This is a genomic window from Chryseobacterium sp. SORGH_AS_0447, assembly GCF_030818695.1.
Classification (GTDB): domain Bacteria; phylum Bacteroidota; class Bacteroidia; order Flavobacteriales; family Weeksellaceae; genus Chryseobacterium.
The window spans coordinates 1,319,533-1,336,369 of sequence record NZ_JAUTAR010000001.1 but is presented as its reverse complement, the minus strand read 5'-3'; the positions used below and the strand labels follow the sequence as shown (position 1 = coordinate 1,336,369).

Genomic DNA, 16,837 nt, shown 5'->3' with positions numbered 1-16,837 from the left:
TGTTTGCTAAAGCGCTAAAATAATAAAAATTATTGATAAACATATTTACGACATCCCGTAATTTCCATGTAAAAAAAATGCTTTTCTTTGTTAAAATTAAAGTCATGAAGAAAGTAATACTCACAGCATTTCTATTTTTTTCAATATATTCTTATTCACAAAGTACAGAGTTTGTACTAAATAAGGATGGTTTTACAGATTATCTGGTAATTGACGCTCCTCAAAAAAGCGCTTCTATGCTGTATGAAAAAACAATAGAATGGATAAACAAAACATATAACAACCCACGAGAAGTTATTAAAGCCAATATCAAAGACGATTATGTTCGATTAGAAGGAATTAAATCGGATTTGTATTGTTATTCTCCACTCGGATTACCTGTGTGTTTTGATGTAAGGTATCAGATTGAAGTATCATTTAAAGATAATAAATACAAATTTGATATAGCACAACTTGAAGAATATGTAAAACCTTCACAATATACTTCAGGCGGATGGAGAGGGTTAATGACAGATAATTCAACCAGCGGCTTTTTTAAAAAGGATGGTTCCATAAAAGGTGGATATAAAAATTATCTTCAAAACATTCCGGACTATTTTAATAATCTTCAAAAAAGCTTATCTGATTACATAAACAGCACAGGAATGCAGGCGCAGAAAAAAGATTGGTAACTAAATAGCCCTCTTCATTGTTTGAATAGCTATTTCAACGGTGCGAACGTTACCTTGCAGAACACAGCAACAACTTTTTTGCGCTCCATGCTAGATTCAATATGTTTCTGATTTTCGTATTGTTCGTAAATTGAAAGATAATCAAGTGCGGTTTCAATGTTTTTGATTCCGCACTTGTTTAATTTATAAAATAGTCCCCCTGTTTGTATTCACCGCCTCTCTCACTGTTCCCATCTACTACATTTTTTAACCGATTGTCTCAATTTATACGCTAAACACACCCACAATCTCCGCAGGTTCTGTCAGTCAATTCCGAAATTTTTCTATCTTTTACCCGAAGTTCATCGATTGGTTCCAGAATGTTGAACTCGCAGCCCTGACAACTTTTTTAAAATCTTTCATTTGCCAGAGCCTCAGCGCTTTCATTTACAAAATTAAAGTTTTTTACGCCTATTCCGATAGCTTTTGTATCACGAATTAAATTTATTTTTTCCTGCCTTTTGAGGCTTTCGCAAAACCTCTTTATTTGTTCCTTCATATCTAAAAATTAGCTCCTCTTTGTATTTCTTTATTCTCTGTTAAATTCGCTATCCCTTGACGACTTCCCATCTGTGTACCACTAGCTGACCCTTCAAAAACGGCTGTACTTATCATTTCCGACATTAGCGACATGTCAATGGTTTGCTTAATATTATTTTGAACTGTTGGAAGTTTTGAAAGATTTCCAACTCTGCCGCCGGCAGCAAACTTTACCCCACCGCCCATCGCTGGTGCCCACTGTATTTACAATATTCTGAATCATTATCGTCTCCGCTTCCTGTTTCTCCACAGGAATAAACTGTAAATGCTGCTAAAACGAGCAAAACTAATTTTTTCATAATCAAATTTTAAAATAATAAGACCGCAAAACTAGTTTACAAAAATTTCTAAAAAATACGGAAACCATAAGAGACAAAAAAAGACAGCCCAAAGGCTGCCTTATCACTTAAACACTATATATAAAATTACTTTATATCAAAACGGTCCAGGTTCATTACTTTTACCCAGGCAGCCACAAAATCATTGATGAATTTTTGTTGGGCATCGGCGCTGGCGTAAACTTCGGCAATGGCCCTCAGTTCGGAATTCGATCCGAAAACCAGGTCGGCGCGGGTGGCCGTCCATTTTTTCTCCCCCGTTTTCCGGTCGGTTCCTACGTATAATTCGTTATCAGCAGAAGCCGATTTCCATCGGGTGCTCATATCCAGAAGATTAACAAAGAAATCATTACTCAGGACACCAGGATTTTGTGTAAAGATTCCATGGGAAGATCCGTCGAAATTGGCATTTAACGATCTCATTCCACCAATCAGCACCGTGAGTTCCGGAGCGGTAAGGGTTAATAGCTGGGCTTTATCAATCAATAAAGATTCCGTAGAAACCGAGAATTTTTTCTTCAGGTAATTTCTGAATCCGTCTGCTGCGGGCTCAAGGAATTTCATGGATTCTACATCGGTCTGCTCCTGCGAAGCATCCATTCTTCCGGGAACGAAAGATACGATCACATTATGCCCGGCATCTTTTGCCGCTTTTTCGACCGCTGCGCTTCCCGCAAGAACGATAAGATCCGCCAGTGATACTTTCTTGCCTCCGGTCTGGCCTTCATTGAATTCTCTCTGAATATTTTCTAAGACGCCCAACACTTTCTGCAGCTGAGCCGGATTATTGACTTCCCAGTCTTTCTGAGGAGCCAGGCGGATCCGTGCTCCGTTAGCCCCTCCTCTTTTATCACTTCCTCTGAATGTAGAAGCTGATGACCATGCCGTAGAAACCAATTCGGAAACGCTTAATCCTGAATCCAGGACTTTAGATTTTAAGGCTTCAATATCCGAATTATTAATCAGGGCGTGATCCACTTCCGGAATCGGGTCCTGCCAGATCAGTTCTTCTGAAGGAACATCCGGGCCAAGATAAAGGGCTTTTGGTCCCATATCCCTGTGGGTAAGCTTATACCAGGCTCTGGCAAAAGCATCGGCAAACTCTTCAGGATTTTCGTAAAACCGTCTGGAAATTTTTTCATATTCAGGATCTATTCTTAGGGAAAGATCCGTCGTCAGCATCGTTGGCTGGTGTTTTTTTGTTGGGTCGAAAGCATCAGGAATAATGGCTTCTGCATTTTTAGCCACCCATTGGTGCGCTCCGGCAGGGCTTTTGGTAAGTTCCCATTCGTTTTCGAAAAGGTTTTTAAAAAAATAATTGCTCCATTCGGTAGGGGTCTCCGTCCAGGTTACTTCCAATCCGCTGGTAATGGTATCCGGACCTTTGCCTGATTTAAAGCTGTTGTCCCATCCAAATCCCTGCGCTTCGATGCCGGCTGCTTCAGGTTCTTTGCCAACGTGATCTGCCGGCCCTGCCCCGTGGGTTTTACCGAAAGTGTGGCCTCCGGCGATCAAAGCAACGGTTTCTTCGTCATTCATCGCCATTCTCCCGAAGGTATCGCGGATGTCTTTGGCAGCAGCTACAGGATCAGGATTTCCGTCCGGTCCTTCAGGATTTACATAGATCAGTCCCATCTGTACGGCAGCTAATGGCTTTTCCAGATCCCGGGTATGGATTTTCCCGTCTGCATCATCATCCGCCGAAAGGACACCATGACCTTCAACTCCTTCGGAACCCTGGGAATATCTTAGATCTCCACCCAGCCAGGTTTTTTCAGTACCCCAATAGACATCCATATCCGGTTCCCAGACATCCTCACGTCCTCCTGCAAAACCGAAGGTTTTAAAGCCCATCGATTCCAAAGCTATATTTCCGGTAAGGATCATCAAATCGGCCCATGAAATTTTCTTTCCGTATTTCTGTTTGATCGGCCACAGTAATCTACGCGCTTTATCAAGGCTCACGTTATCCGGCCAACTGTTCAGCGGCGCAAAACGCTGCTGTCCTGCTCCGGCTCCTCCCCTTCCGTCACCTACCCGGTAAGTTCCTGCACTGTGCCAGGCCATACGAATAAACAGCGGACCGTAATGCCCGAAGTCAGCAGGCCACCAGTCCTGGGAATCCGTCATCAGTTCATGCAGGTCTTTTTTTACCGCTTCAAGATCAAGGCTTTTGAACGCTTCCGCATAGTTAAAACCTTCATCCATTGGGTTGGAAAGATGAGAATGCTGACGAAGAATATCCACACGCAGCTGATCCGGCCACCAGTCTTTGTTTTGAGTACCGCCGCCGGCAACATTTTCTTTCTTTTCTTCCTTCATGCTTCCATTGTGAAAAGGACATTTGCTGATGTCTCCTGAAGTATTTTCCATATCGTTGTAAATTTTTTTATGTTGATAAACAGTTTTGTCATTTTGAATGAAGCAAACTTACAATTGTTACGCTATAAATACAATCTATCAAAAATATTTTTACAATAGTTAAAAACAATAATTAAAAATTAACGTAAGTAAGCATTCCCTGAAGTTATTCAATCCGTGCAATTAAATTAGTAAATTTTGCATTAATTGAAATACAACAAAAGGTTAAATATTCATATTTGAAATAATTTAATCTAAAATTGCTGTTGCCCTATCATTTTCTATTTTTTATTATTGAAAATTTAATTAATTTTATAAGTTTGGAAACTGCTATATACCTTAATAAATTATTTAAAAAAACAAATAAAATCTAACAGTTGATATACAGAAATCCACCGTTGCTTTTTAAAGTTTGTGATACATATTAGCTTAAACTGTAACATCAAATCCTCAACAATACATTATGAAAAAAGTATTCACCGTTATTCTCGTAGCTTTCATTATCATCCAGTTTTTTCCGATCGATAAGAAAAATCCGGCCCCAACACCGGGAATGGATTTTATAAGAATAAAAAATACGCCTCCCGAAGTGGCATCCATTATCAACCGCTCGTGTTATGACTGCCATTCCAATGAGACGCGATATCCATGGTATGCCAATATTGCCCCGTCTTCGTGGATTTTAAAAAACCACATCGATGAGGGCAGAAAAGAGCTGAATTTTTCTACTTTTGCAGTTTATGAGCCTAAAACACAGGCACACAAATTGCAGGAATGTATAGAAATGGTGGAGAAAAAGGAAATGCCTCTGGAATCTTACTTTATCGGTCATCAGGATGCTAAACTTACGGATGCGCAAAGAAAGATTCTTACAGATTATTTCAAAAGAGAAAAACAGGAAACTGAACGGAAAATGTCGCTTTAAAAAACAAGAGTATGGAAGAGAACTGGCAGGACAAGCACATTGTATTCTTCGACGGAGATTGCGGAGTCTGCAACTTTTGGGTGCAGCGGATTTTGGAGAGAGATAAGAAGAACCGGTTTATGTTTGCTTCTCTTCAATCGGATTTCGGGCAGAAATTTTTATCCGAAAGAGGTTTAAATACAAAGGTTTTCAATACCATGTACCTGTGGAAACCCAACCGGTATTATCTCGAAAAATCAAGGGCTGTACTGAAAATCGCGGATCTGCTGGGTGGAGTTTACAAACTCTCGGCCATCGGAAAACTAGTTCCGAAATTTCTTAGTGACAAGGTTTATGATAAAATTTCCGAAAACCGAATGAAACTGGCTAACCAAAAATGTTATTTACCTACGCCTGAGGAGCGAAAAAAATTTATACAGGTTTGATAGGCTGGAAGGTGGAAGCCTGATGCCGGAAGTTTTTCAGATACAGGTAAAAGATATTGTAATTTATCAGTATAAAAAAGACTAAAGACTGCTCTTGGAAGCAGTCTTTAGTTGTTGTGGACCATATAACCTTGAAGTAACGAAATTTTTTAATACATGAGTCACATTAGATTTAATGTTTAAAAGCATTACGCGTATTTTTAGAACACATAAGAATCAAAATCAAAGATTTTTATTCCTGAGAACTTTATTATCTAATATCATTTAAAAAAACCTTCAGTGCTTCAAGATTTTAAACAGTATTTACTGATTTAAAGACCAAACAGAATACGAATTCGGCGGACACTGGATCTTCACCCATTTGTCTCCCTGCGTAGTCGGATACCAGGACGAGTTGCCGGTAAAATCCTTGATCTGCTGGCTGGCCCAATTGGTTTGGATCCATCTTTCCTGCCAGCTTGAAGAACTGTTGATATATACTACCAATCCCGGATTTCCGTTGTAGCCGTTTCTGCGGGCAATATATTCGTCATTATCCGTATACAGGATCGAAGTCGTTCCGGTAGCCTTATTATTATGAATCCAGATCAGGTTATTTAGTCTTTCTTTGCTGAGCCATTCTTCGTAATCCCTGTAGAAGATTGTGGGATAGCCTTCATGGGTAAGAATATACGCATATGCCGGCATTTTATTGTAAATAATATCCGTATCATGATTCGCTACAAAGGTTACCGCTTTGAAAGGATTTCTTTTCCACATCATATCATCATTCAGCACATTCAGGTTTCCGTTATCGAAAGCTTCATCCATTTTGTAATAGGCAGCGAAGTCAAATACGGAACTGTTGGCATTATTCGCCCAGGATTCTAAGGTGTTGACGTTGGAATCCCACAATTCTCCGACAGAGAAACCGCCGACATTGGAATTCCAGTTATTTACTACCCAGGCCCCGAAGCCTTTAACGTAGTCGAACCGCCAGCCGTCAAATTTCATCACGTTCTTATAATATTTTCCTACCGAATCGTCCCTTCCCCAAAGCCAGTCCTGCACATACGGATTGGCATGGCATAAATCGGGAAATCCACCGAAAGCCCCCTCATCATTATTTCCGTAAGAATTCTTATAAAAATCGTTATAGTTTCTTGGAAATTTCCCTGAGGCAACTCCCGAAAAATTAGTCCATGTATTTGAACCTACATACGGATTGTATTCCGACTGCCCGCCGCTGTTGTGGTTGATCACGATGTCGGCATATACCTGCATATTTTCGGTATGGGCTTTTGTAATCAGGGATTCCAGCTCTGCTCTCGAACCGAAACGCGTTTCCACACTTCCGTTCTGGTTGTAGTTTCCGAAATCGTAATAATCGGTAGGGTCATATCCCATAGAATAAGCCCCATTCTGCGCTTTGGAAGCCGGCGGAAGCCAGATGGCCCCGATTCCCGCATTCGACCAGTCGGTCACCTTTGATTTTACAGTGTTCCACCAGTTCCCGCCATCCGGGACGTCCCAGTAAAAGCCCTGCATGAGCACACTGCCGCCCGGGCCCGCAACAAATTTCCCGGTGGAAGAAGATGTTCCGGTACTGAACGGCCGGCCGTCATGATGGGTAACGTTCACAATTTTAGCATGAACCTCAGACTGTTCATGGTTTTCGCTGATTATTTCATCATTGTTCTGACAGGAGCTGACCAGCAACAAACCGACTACTGAAAGTAAGTAATGTCTTTTTTTCATATGATAAATTTTAATTATTGAAGTGTTAACTAAATTACATTTTTATTAATATAAATTCTAACAGAAGAGAAATATTTTTTATTATTACCAAAAAACCTCAGCAAATCGTTACATAAAATATTCATTAAAAAATCATAAACTTTTAAGATTTTCGGTACATTTTTTCTATTAATCCATATATTTGCAGACTATGGAATACAACACCCAAAAAACTCAGCTTCATTTGCCTGAATACGGCAGAATTATACAACAGTTGGTTGAACGTTGCAAAGAGCTTTCCTCAAAAGAAGAAAGAAGTGAAATGGCAATGGGAATCATTGATTTTATGGGTCAGAGAAACCCGCAGCTGCGAGACGAAGAAAATTATAAACATAAACTTTGGGACCACCTCTATATTTTAGCCAATTATGACCTGGATGTAGATGCACCCTACCCTTTTCCTACCAAAGAAGAACTTGAAGAGAAACCTAAAAGAATGGAATATCCCAAACTTCAGGGCGATTTTAAATTTTACGGGAAAAGTATTCTTCAGCTGATCGAAAAAGCAATCGAACTGGAACAGGGCGACGAAAAGGAAGCGCTGATCGAAGTGATTGCCAATAACATGAAGAAGTCTTACAATGTATATAATAAGGAACACGTTACCGATGATGTGATTTTCCGTCATCTGAAGGAACTTTCGGAAAACAGGTTGGACCTTACCGGAATCGACACGCTTGAAAAGAGTAAAATATACTACAGCACCAACAATAACAACCGGAACAACCAAAGTAACAACAACCGGAACAACAACCGGAATAACCAAAACAACAAAAGACGGCACAATAACAACAATAACAATCATAACAAAAACAGAAAGTAGACATGAGTGGAACATTTCAGATAAGAGGAGGAAAGAGACTGCAAGGTGAAATCACTCCACAGGGGGCAAAAAACGAAGCCCTTCAGATTCTTTGTGCTGTTTTGCTGACCGATGAGGAAGTAAGAATTAAAAATATTCCGGATATCCACGACGTTAATCGATTAATTGAGATCCTTGGTGACTTCGGCGTGAAGGTTACTAAAAATGGTCACGGGGATTATACTTTCAAATCCGACAAGGTAAATTTTGATTATGTAAAGTCCAGTGAGTTTAAAAAAGACGGCGCTAAGCTGAGAGGTTCGATTATGCTGATGGGTCCGATGCTTGCAAGATACGGGGAGGCCTATATGCCGACTCCCGGAGGTGACAAGATCGGGAGAAGAAGACTCGATACCCATTTTCAGGGATTGGTAGAGCTTGGTGCGGAATTTCATTATGACGAGGAAGAATACTTTTATTCTTTAAAAGCAAAGGAACTCAACGGAAAATTCATCCTTCTGGAAGAAGCTTCCGTAACGGGAACTGCCAATATCGTGATGGCTGCTGCGCTGGCAAAAGGAAAAACAAGAATCTACAATGCCGCGTGCGAACCTTATCTTCAGCAGCTGTGCAAAATGCTGAACAGAATGGGTGCCAATATCTCCGGAATCGGTTCTAATTTATTGACCATCGAAGGCGTAGAATATCTTCACGGAACGGAACACACAATGCTTCCGGATATGGTGGAAATCGGATCATGGATCGGTCTTGCTGCAATGACCAAATCTGAAATCACCATCAAAAATGTAAACTGGAACCAGCTGGGTGTTATCCCGAATACGTTCAGAAAATTGGGGATCGAGCTTGAACAGAGCAATGATGACATTTTTATTCCTGCTCAGGAACATTATAAAATACAGAAATTTATCGACGGATCCATCTTAACGATTTCCGATGCGCCATGGCCGGGATTCACTCCGGACCTGCTGTCTATTATTCTGGTTGTTGCTACCCAGGCTAAAGGAAGCCTTCTGGTGCATCAGAAAATGTTTGAATCGAGATTATTCTTTGTAGATAAATTAATCGATATGGGTGCACAAATTATCCTTTGCGATCCGCACAGGGCAACGGTAATCGGGCTAAACCAGGAAACACCTTTAAGAGGCACAACCATGGTTTCCCCGGATATCAGAGCCGGGAATGCTCTTTTAATCGCTGCTCTTTCCGCAGAAGGAAAATCGATTATCCACAACATCGAACAGATCGACCGGGGGTATGAAAACATCGACGGCAGGCTTAAAGCCATCGGTGCCGATATTGAGAGAATTTAAATTTACTTATCATATAGAAACCGCCTTTCGGCGGTTTTTTGTTTATAAAGCTCTTCTGTACTAATTTTTACTGAAGATAAAAGTAAAACGGCTGCCATGAACCGACAGCCGTTTCTTGTAATCAAAACCATATGAAATCACTTATAAATATTTCCGGCAGGTATATTCTACCGTGGTATTCAAAAGCTTATTTTTATTAAGATAATATTCGAGCTGCTCAAAATCTTCCTGATAAACATTGATGTACAGCTGAACCGTACCGAAACTCATTCCGTTAAAATATTCTACATTGGCCGACAACACTTTGTGGCAGATCCCGAACTGATGGTAAATAGCATTCATCAGATGTTCGAACTTCATCTTTCCATTTAGTTCTATCTCCAGTATCAATTCTTTTTTAGGCAGGTTCAGCGTATTCTGTAAAACCTGAAGTCCGGGATTGGGCGTTATCATATTTAACATTTTAGGATTGAACATAACTCATAAGCTTTTGCAAGAAATTTCCTCTTCTCACATTGCTTAGCTATGACAAAAATATAAAAAATTATTAGTCTACCAAATCAGTAGGATAATAATTTTTAATTTTAACATTTGAGAGTTCGTTAAAATTAAATAAAACTTATAATTTCCCTTGATTATGATGATTATGTAGTAATTTGAGCCAGTGAGTAAAAGTAAAAAATAGAAATAAGTATAAACTTTAAACAGCTTTATTTACATGTACTCTTTACTGATTCCATACGCTAGTTGATAAGCCATCAGGATTATTTCAGCTCCATTATGCGTTTCAGTTTATCAGAAGCTGCGAGGCCATTCGGGTTGCAGCCAGGTTTACCTTCCGGAACTTTCAGGTTTTTCTTTCTATAGAATTCTTCCCAGAAAAGGTTGGTTTTCCCGGTTTTCGGATCGATAAAGCTCATGGGCTCAAGCCTGAAGATCTGGTTTTCCCTGAATGCCCTTTCGATAAAATCTGAACAGTAATATGAACTTTCGTCGAGAATATAATTGAAATTATAGGGTTTGCCCAGTATAGAATTTGCCTTACTGATGGCAGCAGGAATGGTATTTTTATACTGAGGCTTCAGTCGGTACACCACTACCCGCTGCCCGTCATCGGCCTGGTCTTTCAGAAAATCTTTAAGGCTTTGTTTCTGGGAGCCGCCTTTCGGGGCAGCATGAAGCACAAAACTACCGGTATTATTCTTCTCCAAAATACCGATATGGTCAAATGATGCACTTTTCTGCTTTTGGGTAACATTATTTATTGCTCCCGACAACCCCGTTTCCTTAGCCGTTACAAAAAGAAGGTCTCCGTTTTCCAGTCCGGAAGCCGGTGTACTCTTGCAGCTTGTGATCAGGCTTAAAATAAAAATTGCTGCCGATAAAAGCAGCACAAAATTATTTCTTTTTAAAATTGGTCTCATAAATATCGATCCACTCTTCAACAGTCATTTTTTTGCTTAATTCCGCCAATAATTCCAGCGGAATATCGTCCATCTTTTTAAAACGGACGCAGGATTTTCCCATATCCAGCTTTCTTTTGGAATATTTCGGATATTCTGCTACAAACCAATCCAGCAATTCAGGCTTCGCATACATTCCCATATGATAAAGCGCTATGAAATTTTTCTGTGAAGCAATGCTGATAAATGGCAGCGGCGAACCCGGCGCACAGTGATATCCCGCAGGATAGGTTTTCAAAGGAACGCCCCAGCCGATCATTCCATAGCTCGAACCTTGGGAAAAGCCTTCCGGCAGGTGGTCGTTGATGGTATTAAAAATTTCCCTGAAGATCTCCTGTCTTTCTTCGGGAATCTGGGAAATATAGTCTTCTACGGAAACGGATTGGATCTGCATATTTTTTCAGTTTTAATAATTTTCAAATTAACAAAATTTAAATGAATCCTTGCTTTTATCAGGATAAAAAAAACAGCTGAACGATCGTCCAGCTGTTTATTCAATTTATTTATATGTAAAAATTATTTCTTGATGGCTTTGGCTGTTGAGCGTGAACCGTCTTTATAAGTTACTGTCACCAGATATACTCCTGAATTAAGCTCGCCTAAATGCAGTTCGTTACCCGGATTTTCGATTGTTTTTACCACTCTTCCCGAAACGTCTGCTACGGAAACTGATTTCACTTCTTTGGTTTCAGCGATATACAGAACATCAGTGAATGGATTCGGATATACCCTGATTTCATTTTTCTTCACAGAAGTTTCAGCCGTTGCCAAAACAGACTGCGTAAGAGAGAAATCATCAAAGCCCATATAGTAAGGAAGCGTGGTTGTATTGAAGGCTTTGATTCCGAAAGAATAGTCTCCTGTTGTTGTAGGAGTATAGGAAACACTGACCTGAGTATAGTTCGTACTATTATTTCCTCCAATTGCTGTCTGGGTAGGGGTAATAAAGGTCGTCAAACTCGTAGCTCCGGTTGCTGTTTGTCCATTATTTACCAATACTTCATTCTGCCATCCTGTTTTTCCGTCTCCTACCCAATAGAAAGAGAAGGTATAAGATGTCCCTGCATTCAAGGTAAACGTTGGTGTCCATAGGTAGGCTGCGTTAGTATAAGGATAATAAATTGTTATATAATTTGGTGCAGATTTAGGGTCATTATAAGTTTGCTGAGAAGCATTTGCTGTTGTAAAATTATTAGTAGAACTTGTTCCTCCCGGATTTTGTTTCCAACAATTTGGAAGTATTCCCGATCCTATATTTGGAATAGTATCAAAATTCTCACTCCAAGGCAAAGTTGTTATAGGAATACATGTTGTTGAAAATGTCACGTTAGCCATACTCCATATACTCTTATCAGAAGCGCTGCAGCTTGATCGTACCCAGGCATAATAAGTTGTAGAAGGAGTAAGACCACTAAGTGTTGCTGAAGTTGATGAAGACACTACAGAATTGGAAGAGTTTAAAACAGTAGTGGATGTAGGGGCTGTATTACTTGTGTTGTAATATACTTCATAGCCACCGGCAGGTACAGGAGTAGGAGCTGTCCACCCGATCACTGCAGAGTTTGCATTTACATTAGAAGAAGTTATTGCTGTAGGCTCTAAACATGAAGGGATCGCCTGTACCGTAATATTATCAATATATACCGCCTGAAAAGTGCCATTCATCCCATGCTTGAAAGCAAGTTGTACGTCCGAACCTGAAGGAATATTCACAGTATATAATGTATAAGTAGTAGTTAAAGAAATAGGAGATCCGATCTGTGTAAATGATGCAGGATCTGTAGGATTCGACAAAGTACCTACTGATACAGTCGTAGAAGTTCCGGATGATGCCCTTGCATAAAATCTTACACGCTTGGTACCATCTGAAAGGCTTACGGTAGGAGGAGATACCAGCATCTGGCTCCCTGTAGTAGCCCCTGCATTATATAAATAATAACCATTAGGGGAAGAATATGAAGTTGATCCAATAACGTATCCGTATCCTGCAAATCCGGAACTTTCCAGATAAGCCCAGCAGCTAGGGGCATTATTATTTGTTGAAGAACCTGCGCTTGTGGTATCGAAATTCTCCGTATATGGAACGGTGAAGGTTGAACATGCTGTTTTGAATGTACCTCCGAAAGACCATACGCTCTGGCTCGTTGAAGAGCTGCAATTGGTTCTTACCCAATAATAATAATTGGTATTGGAAGTAAGACCTCCGATCGTCGTGCTCGTACCGGTAACACCTGGATAAGTAGGTGTTGTTGCACTGGTAGGTGCCGTATTGGAAGTACTGTGATATACGTCATAACTTACTATACTGCTGGAAGGAGCCGTCCAGGAAACCAGGGCAGAAGTGGCCGTAATGCTTGCCGGAGCCTGAAGAACAGGAGGGTTGCAATCTGAATAGGCATCTGCTGAAAAAGCAAAAATATTCGGAAGACCCGCGCCGGCAGTCTTGGTTACTGTTACGCTCTGTATTGTTTTTGTCTGGTTGGCAGCACTGATGGCCATCTCAAACTGATATAATCTCGGATTTGTACCGCCTTCAGGTGACGGAACATCATCCGCACTATTGGGAGTCGCTCCTGGTTTTTTAACCCTACCTATCCCCTGAATGGCGAAATTTGACCCACCATACCAGTCTGAAATACTGATGCCTGTAAATGTCTGGGAAGTTCCATCAGAAAAATTTACCACTGCACTTACCGTCGAAGTACCGCTACCGCTAACGGCGAGCATATATAGTTTGGTAGCTGCTTTTGGCGTTGTAAAGGTTAAAGTACCGGCATCATTTACAGCCACCAATCTCAATGAGTTATTAGCACTCAAACTTGCTAGCTGATAGGTTAAGCCGGGCGTTGCGGCTACTGCAGAACTGATAAGTCCATTTACAGGAATACCGTATGTAAGTGCCGCGCTGGAAGACGTCAACTGAAAATCACGGGCTACAAACGCATAACTAGCACCGTCTACATCATTATTTGTAGAAACAGTGGAAGATCCTATACCATTGGCGATTACATCGGCAGTAAAACCTGAGGAAACAGGCATCTGTTGGTAATTTTGTGCTGCCACAGAAGAAGCAGCAAACAGAGCCATCACATTGACGGCTCCAAAAAGTAGTTTTAATTTCATATTTACTAACTATTGTTCATGTAAAATTATAAAAAAACTAACACAAAAACCAATTTAACTATAATTTTATATAAAAAATTTATTAGCATTAAAAATATAACAATTAATCACATTTATTTGAATTAGATACTTAAATAGATATAGCTGTTAAAAACCTATATTATTTAAAAAATCACTGTCATAATTACGGATTTGAAAATTGATATAAAAAGCTTTATTTAAAAGCTTTATTTTAATATTGAAAAATTAAATCTTATTTTTGTCATCAAATTTTTTGAACAATGCCTAATATTTCAAACAGAGCACTACACATGCCGCCATCGCCGGTAAGAAAACTGGTTCCTTTTGCCCTTAAAGCAAAACAGAGAGGAACAAAAGTATATCACCTCAACATCGGGCAACCGGATATTGAGACTCCGGAAACGGCACTAAATGCTTTAAAGAATATTGATCTGAAAGTCTTGGAATACGCGCTTTCTGAAGGTAATATCGAATACAGAAAAGCACTTACGGAGTATTATCACTCCCTGGATTTCACGGATCTTACACCGGATAACTTTATTGTAACCAACGGAGGTTCGGAAGCTTTGAATTTTGCCATTTCAACCTTATGTGACGACGGTGATGAAGTTATTATTCCTGAACCGTATTATGCCAATTATAACGGGTTTACCAGCACATTCAATGTAAATGTAGTAGCCGTTCCTTCTACCATCGATACCGGTTTTGCCCTTCCTCCAATTGAAGAATTCGAGAAAAAAATCACGGCAAAAACCAGAGCCATCGTAATCTGCAACCCAGGCAACCCTACCGGTTATCTTTACACCCGTGAAGAACTTCAGAAACTAGCAGAAATTGCTTTAAAATATGATATCGTTGTGATCTCCGACGAGGTTTACAGAGAATACGTATACGACGGAAAACAACAGATTTCCATGCTCGCTTTCCCTGAACTGGCGGAAAACTGCATCATCATCGATTCGGAATCCAAACGTTACTCCATGTGCGGCGTAAGAATCGGATGCTTGATTACCCGTTCCAAAAAAATCCACGATGCAGCCATGCTTTTTGCACAGGCAAGATTAAGCCCTGTTTTACTGGGGCAGATCGCAGCAACGGCGGCCCATCAAAATGACGGAGCCTACATCAGATCCGTAAGGGAAGAATACACGCACCGAAGAAACGTTCTGGTTGATCTGCTGAACGCTATTCCGGGTGTGATCTGCCCGAAGCCCAAAGGTGCTTTCTACTGTGTGGCGGAGCTTCCGGTAGATGACACTGAAAAGTTTGCCCAATGGCTGCTGGAAAGCTATTCCAGCAACAATGAAACCATCATGGTAGCACCGGCAGGAGGCTTCTACAGCAATCCTGAATTAGGCAAAAAGCAGGTACGAATTGCCTATGTTTTAAAAGAGCAGGATTTAAAGAGAAGCGCAGCTATTCTTAAAGATGCTCTTGAAAAATACAGAGCGGAATTCAGCCTTTAATTATTAAAATTCAATAGATGTCAGCAATAAAATATTCCGGTTTGAAAATATTCTTACTCTGTATTTTATTGCTGACTTTTGTTTCCTGCAGCCAGAAAGATTCCGGAACAGGCCATCAGGGTGCCTCTGAAATTATCTCGATTAGCTATTCGGATATCGGCGGACATCTCGGGAACTATAAAATCGTAAAGGTGACCCAGGATTCCATTCATGCAGAGCAGGGCGTTACCAAAACCAAAACCCATAAAGAATGGAAGTCGGCCATCAGCCCGCAAACCTGGAAAAAGTTGACTTCTACCATCGATGCAAAAACCCTGGACCGGATCAAAAGCTCGCCCAGCCAGCAGTCTGTAGATGGATTCGATGAAACTTTCCAGATCCGCACACCGAAAAAATACCATGCATATGTAAACGCGTTTGCAGACACCGCCCACTACCAACAGCTGAAGAAACTGAAAGACCAGATCCAGGCCCTTCTACCAACAGAATACAACTAAATCATGCACGAAAATTTTTCACTGAAACCTTACAATACGTTTGGGGTAGATGTAAAAGCAAGATATTTTACGGAAATAAACACCATTGAAGCGTTACAGGAAGCACTCCGCTTCTCCAATAACAATAGACTTCCTCTCCTTTTTCTGGGCGGAGGCAGCAATATTCTGTTTACGCGGGATTTCGACGGATTGGTGATCAAATTAAACTTAAAGGGAATCTCCATACAGCCTCTGAATGAAAACGAAGTGCTGGTCACAGCAAAAGCAGGAGAAAACTGGCATGAACTCGTAATGTTCTGTCTCGACAAGAATCTCGGCGGATTGGAAAACCTTTCCCTTATTCCCGGAAATGTAGGAACCTCTCCCATGCAGAATATCGGCGCTTACGGCACCGAAATAAAAGATATTTTTGTGAATTGCAGCGTACTGAATCTGGAGACACTGGAAACCGAAATATTTGATCTCGAAAAATGCAGGTTCGGGTACAGGGATTCCATTTTTAAACAGGAAGGCAAAGGAAAATACGTCATTCTGGAAGTCACTTTTAAACTGACGGCACAAAACCATAACATCAAAACCGAATACGGCGCGATAAAATCCGAACTGGAAAAATCAGGTATTGAAAGCCCGACCATCCGCGATGTCTCAAATGTCGTGATCAGCATCAGGCAGAGCAAGCTTCCCGATCCGAAAGAAACAGGGAACGCAGGCAGCTTTTTTAAGAACCCCACGATTCCTCTGACACAGTTCGAAGCACTGCAGCAGAAATTTGAAAATATACCCGGCTATCCGAACGGAGATGCTGTAAAAGTTCCTGCGGGCTGGCTGATCGAACAATGCGGCTGGAAAGGAAAACAGATCGGCAATGTAGCCTCGCACCCTTTACAGGCCCTCGTTATCGTAAATGCTACAGGAGAGGCCACCGGAAAGGAAATTTATGACCTTTCAACGGAGATCATCAATTCTGTCAAAGAAAAATTTGGGATCGAACTGGAAAGGGAGGTGAATATTGTTTAACAAACTTTGTCAAAGTTCGGAACTTTGACAAAGTGATCATCA

At 40.6% G+C, this 16,837-nt stretch carries 16 protein-coding genes; 8 read left to right on the top strand and 8 right to left on the bottom strand.

Annotated features, from left to right (window positions below):
- Window positions 1–104 precede the first annotated feature (104 nt).
- Window positions 105–671, top strand: coding sequence for a DUF4468 domain-containing protein (locus QE422_RS06260; protein WP_307455993.1), 567 nt, complete (start codon window positions 105–107; stop codon window positions 669–671).
- Between the two features lie 388 nt (window positions 672–1,059).
- Here the strand turns inward: QE422_RS06260 and QE422_RS06255 are convergent, their stop codons facing one another.
- The 3 genes from QE422_RS06255 to katG all read right to left on the bottom strand — a co-directional run bounded on the left by QE422_RS06255 (window position 1,060) and on the right by katG (window position 3,961).
- Window positions 1,060–1,209: a hypothetical protein gene (locus QE422_RS06255; RefSeq protein WP_307455991.1), complete on the bottom strand. Its 150-nt coding sequence runs from the start codon at window positions 1,207–1,209 to the stop codon at window positions 1,060–1,062.
- Between the two features lie 211 nt (window positions 1,210–1,420).
- Window positions 1,421–1,549 carry a hypothetical protein gene (locus QE422_RS06250; RefSeq protein WP_307455989.1) on the bottom strand — a complete coding sequence of 43 codons (129 nt, stop codon included), beginning with the start codon at window positions 1,547–1,549 and terminating at the stop codon, window positions 1,421–1,423.
- A 126-nt stretch (window positions 1,550–1,675) separates the two neighbouring features.
- Window positions 1,676–3,961 carry a catalase/peroxidase HPI gene (katG, locus tag QE422_RS06245; protein ID WP_307455988.1) on the bottom strand — a complete coding sequence of 762 codons (2,286 nt, stop codon included), beginning with the start codon at window positions 3,959–3,961 and terminating at the stop codon, window positions 1,676–1,678.
- 451 nt (window positions 3,962–4,412) lie between these two features.
- On the opposite strand from katG, the gene QE422_RS06240 reads away from it, so the two are divergent.
- Together QE422_RS06240 and QE422_RS06235 are read left to right on the top strand one after the other, a co-directional pair.
- Window positions 4,413–4,874, top strand: coding sequence for a heme-binding domain-containing protein (locus QE422_RS06240; RefSeq protein ID WP_307455986.1), 462 nt, complete (start codon window positions 4,413–4,415; stop codon window positions 4,872–4,874).
- 11 nt (window positions 4,875–4,885) lie between these two features.
- Complete coding sequence (locus QE422_RS06235; RefSeq protein ID WP_307455984.1) at window positions 4,886–5,299, top strand: thiol-disulfide oxidoreductase DCC family protein; 414 nt, start codon at window positions 4,886–4,888, stop codon at window positions 5,297–5,299.
- Window positions 5,300–5,602: 303 nt separating this feature from the next.
- Here the strand turns inward: QE422_RS06235 and QE422_RS06230 are convergent, their stop codons facing one another.
- The gene (locus QE422_RS06230) at window positions 5,603–7,036 is read right to left on the bottom strand and encodes an alpha-amylase (RefSeq protein ID WP_307455983.1); all 1,434 of its coding nucleotides are present in this window, start codon (window positions 7,034–7,036) and stop codon (window positions 5,603–5,605) included.
- Between the two features lie 190 nt (window positions 7,037–7,226).
- Between QE422_RS06230 and QE422_RS06225 the strand changes: the two genes are divergently transcribed.
- Both QE422_RS06225 and murA read left to right on the top strand, forming a co-directional pair.
- Window positions 7,227–7,898, top strand: coding sequence for a DUF4290 domain-containing protein (locus QE422_RS06225; RefSeq protein WP_307455982.1), 672 nt, complete (start codon window positions 7,227–7,229; stop codon window positions 7,896–7,898).
- A 2-nt stretch (window positions 7,899–7,900) separates the two neighbouring features.
- Window positions 7,901–9,208 carry a UDP-N-acetylglucosamine 1-carboxyvinyltransferase gene (murA, locus tag QE422_RS06220; protein WP_307455979.1) on the top strand — a complete coding sequence of 436 codons (1,308 nt, stop codon included), beginning with the start codon at window positions 7,901–7,903 and terminating at the stop codon, window positions 9,206–9,208.
- A gap of 141 nt (window positions 9,209–9,349) precedes the next feature.
- Here murA and QE422_RS06215 read toward each other — a convergent pair whose 3' ends face one another.
- The 4 genes from QE422_RS06215 to QE422_RS06200 form a co-directional block, all read right to left on the bottom strand.
- Complete coding sequence (locus QE422_RS06215) at window positions 9,350–9,661, bottom strand: NIL domain-containing protein (protein ID WP_307455978.1); 312 nt, start codon at window positions 9,659–9,661, stop codon at window positions 9,350–9,352.
- 311 nt (window positions 9,662–9,972) lie between these two features.
- Entirely contained in the window at window positions 9,973–10,632 is a 660-nt protein-coding gene (locus tag QE422_RS06210; RefSeq protein WP_307455976.1) for a YiiX/YebB-like N1pC/P60 family cysteine hydrolase, read from the bottom strand.
- Window positions 10,607–11,065, bottom strand: coding sequence for a DUF1801 domain-containing protein (locus tag QE422_RS06205; RefSeq protein ID WP_307455974.1), 459 nt, complete (start codon window positions 11,063–11,065; stop codon window positions 10,607–10,609). The genes QE422_RS06210 and QE422_RS06205 overlap by 26 nt, the downstream gene beginning before the upstream one ends.
- Window positions 11,066–11,187: 122 nt before the next feature.
- A complete protein-coding gene (locus QE422_RS06200; RefSeq protein WP_307455972.1) occupies window positions 11,188–13,794 on the bottom strand; it encodes a T9SS-dependent choice-of-anchor J family protein in 2,607 nt (868 codons plus the stop codon).
- Between the two features lie 281 nt (window positions 13,795–14,075).
- Between QE422_RS06200 and QE422_RS06195 the strand changes: the two genes are divergently transcribed.
- From QE422_RS06195 to murB, 3 genes are read left to right on the top strand one after another with little or no spacing between them, the layout of a single operon-like run.
- Entirely contained in the window at window positions 14,076–15,281 is a 1,206-nt protein-coding gene (locus QE422_RS06195) for a pyridoxal phosphate-dependent aminotransferase (protein WP_307455970.1), read from the top strand.
- A gap of 17 nt (window positions 15,282–15,298) precedes the next feature.
- Window positions 15,299–15,778: a hypothetical protein gene (locus QE422_RS06190; RefSeq protein WP_307455968.1), complete on the top strand. Its 480-nt coding sequence runs from the start codon at window positions 15,299–15,301 to the stop codon at window positions 15,776–15,778.
- A 3-nt stretch (window positions 15,779–15,781) separates the two neighbouring features.
- A complete protein-coding gene (gene murB, locus QE422_RS06185; protein ID WP_307455966.1) occupies window positions 15,782–16,795 on the top strand; it encodes a UDP-N-acetylmuramate dehydrogenase in 1,014 nt (337 codons plus the stop codon).
- The last annotated feature ends 42 nt before the right edge of the window (window positions 16,796–16,837 follow it).

Coding starts and splice junctions, on each gene's coding strand:
- QE422_RS06260 (WP_307455993.1), top strand. CDS start 105: ATGAAGAAAGTAATACTCACAGCATTTCTATTTTTTTCAATATATTCT.
- QE422_RS06255 (WP_307455991.1), bottom strand. CDS start 1,209: ATGAAGGAACAAATAAAGAGGTTTTGCGAAAGCCTCAAAAGGCAGGAA.
- QE422_RS06250 (WP_307455989.1), bottom strand. CDS start 1,549: ATGAAAAAATTAGTTTTGCTCGTTTTAGCAGCATTTACAGTTTATTCC.
- katG (WP_307455988.1), bottom strand. CDS start 3,961: ATGGAAAATACTTCAGGAGACATCAGCAAATGTCCTTTTCACAATGGA.
- QE422_RS06240 (WP_307455986.1), top strand. CDS start 4,413: ATGAAAAAAGTATTCACCGTTATTCTCGTAGCTTTCATTATCATCCAG.
- QE422_RS06235 (WP_307455984.1), top strand. CDS start 4,886: ATGGAAGAGAACTGGCAGGACAAGCACATTGTATTCTTCGACGGAGAT.
- QE422_RS06230 (WP_307455983.1), bottom strand. CDS start 7,036: ATGAAAAAAAGACATTACTTACTTTCAGTAGTCGGTTTGTTGCTGGTC.
- QE422_RS06225 (WP_307455982.1), top strand. CDS start 7,227: ATGGAATACAACACCCAAAAAACTCAGCTTCATTTGCCTGAATACGGC.
- murA (WP_307455979.1), top strand. CDS start 7,901: ATGAGTGGAACATTTCAGATAAGAGGAGGAAAGAGACTGCAAGGTGAA.
- QE422_RS06215 (WP_307455978.1), bottom strand. CDS start 9,661: ATGATAACGCCCAATCCCGGACTTCAGGTTTTACAGAATACGCTGAAC.
- QE422_RS06210 (WP_307455976.1), bottom strand. CDS start 10,632: ATGAGACCAATTTTAAAAAGAAATAATTTTGTGCTGCTTTTATCGGCA.
- QE422_RS06205 (WP_307455974.1), bottom strand. CDS start 11,065: ATGCAGATCCAATCCGTTTCCGTAGAAGACTATATTTCCCAGATTCCC.
- QE422_RS06200 (WP_307455972.1), bottom strand. CDS start 13,794: ATGAAATTAAAACTACTTTTTGGAGCCGTCAATGTGATGGCTCTGTTT.
- QE422_RS06195 (WP_307455970.1), top strand. CDS start 14,076: ATGCCTAATATTTCAAACAGAGCACTACACATGCCGCCATCGCCGGTA.
- QE422_RS06190 (WP_307455968.1), top strand. CDS start 15,299: ATGTCAGCAATAAAATATTCCGGTTTGAAAATATTCTTACTCTGTATT.
- murB (WP_307455966.1), top strand. CDS start 15,782: ATGCACGAAAATTTTTCACTGAAACCTTACAATACGTTTGGGGTAGAT.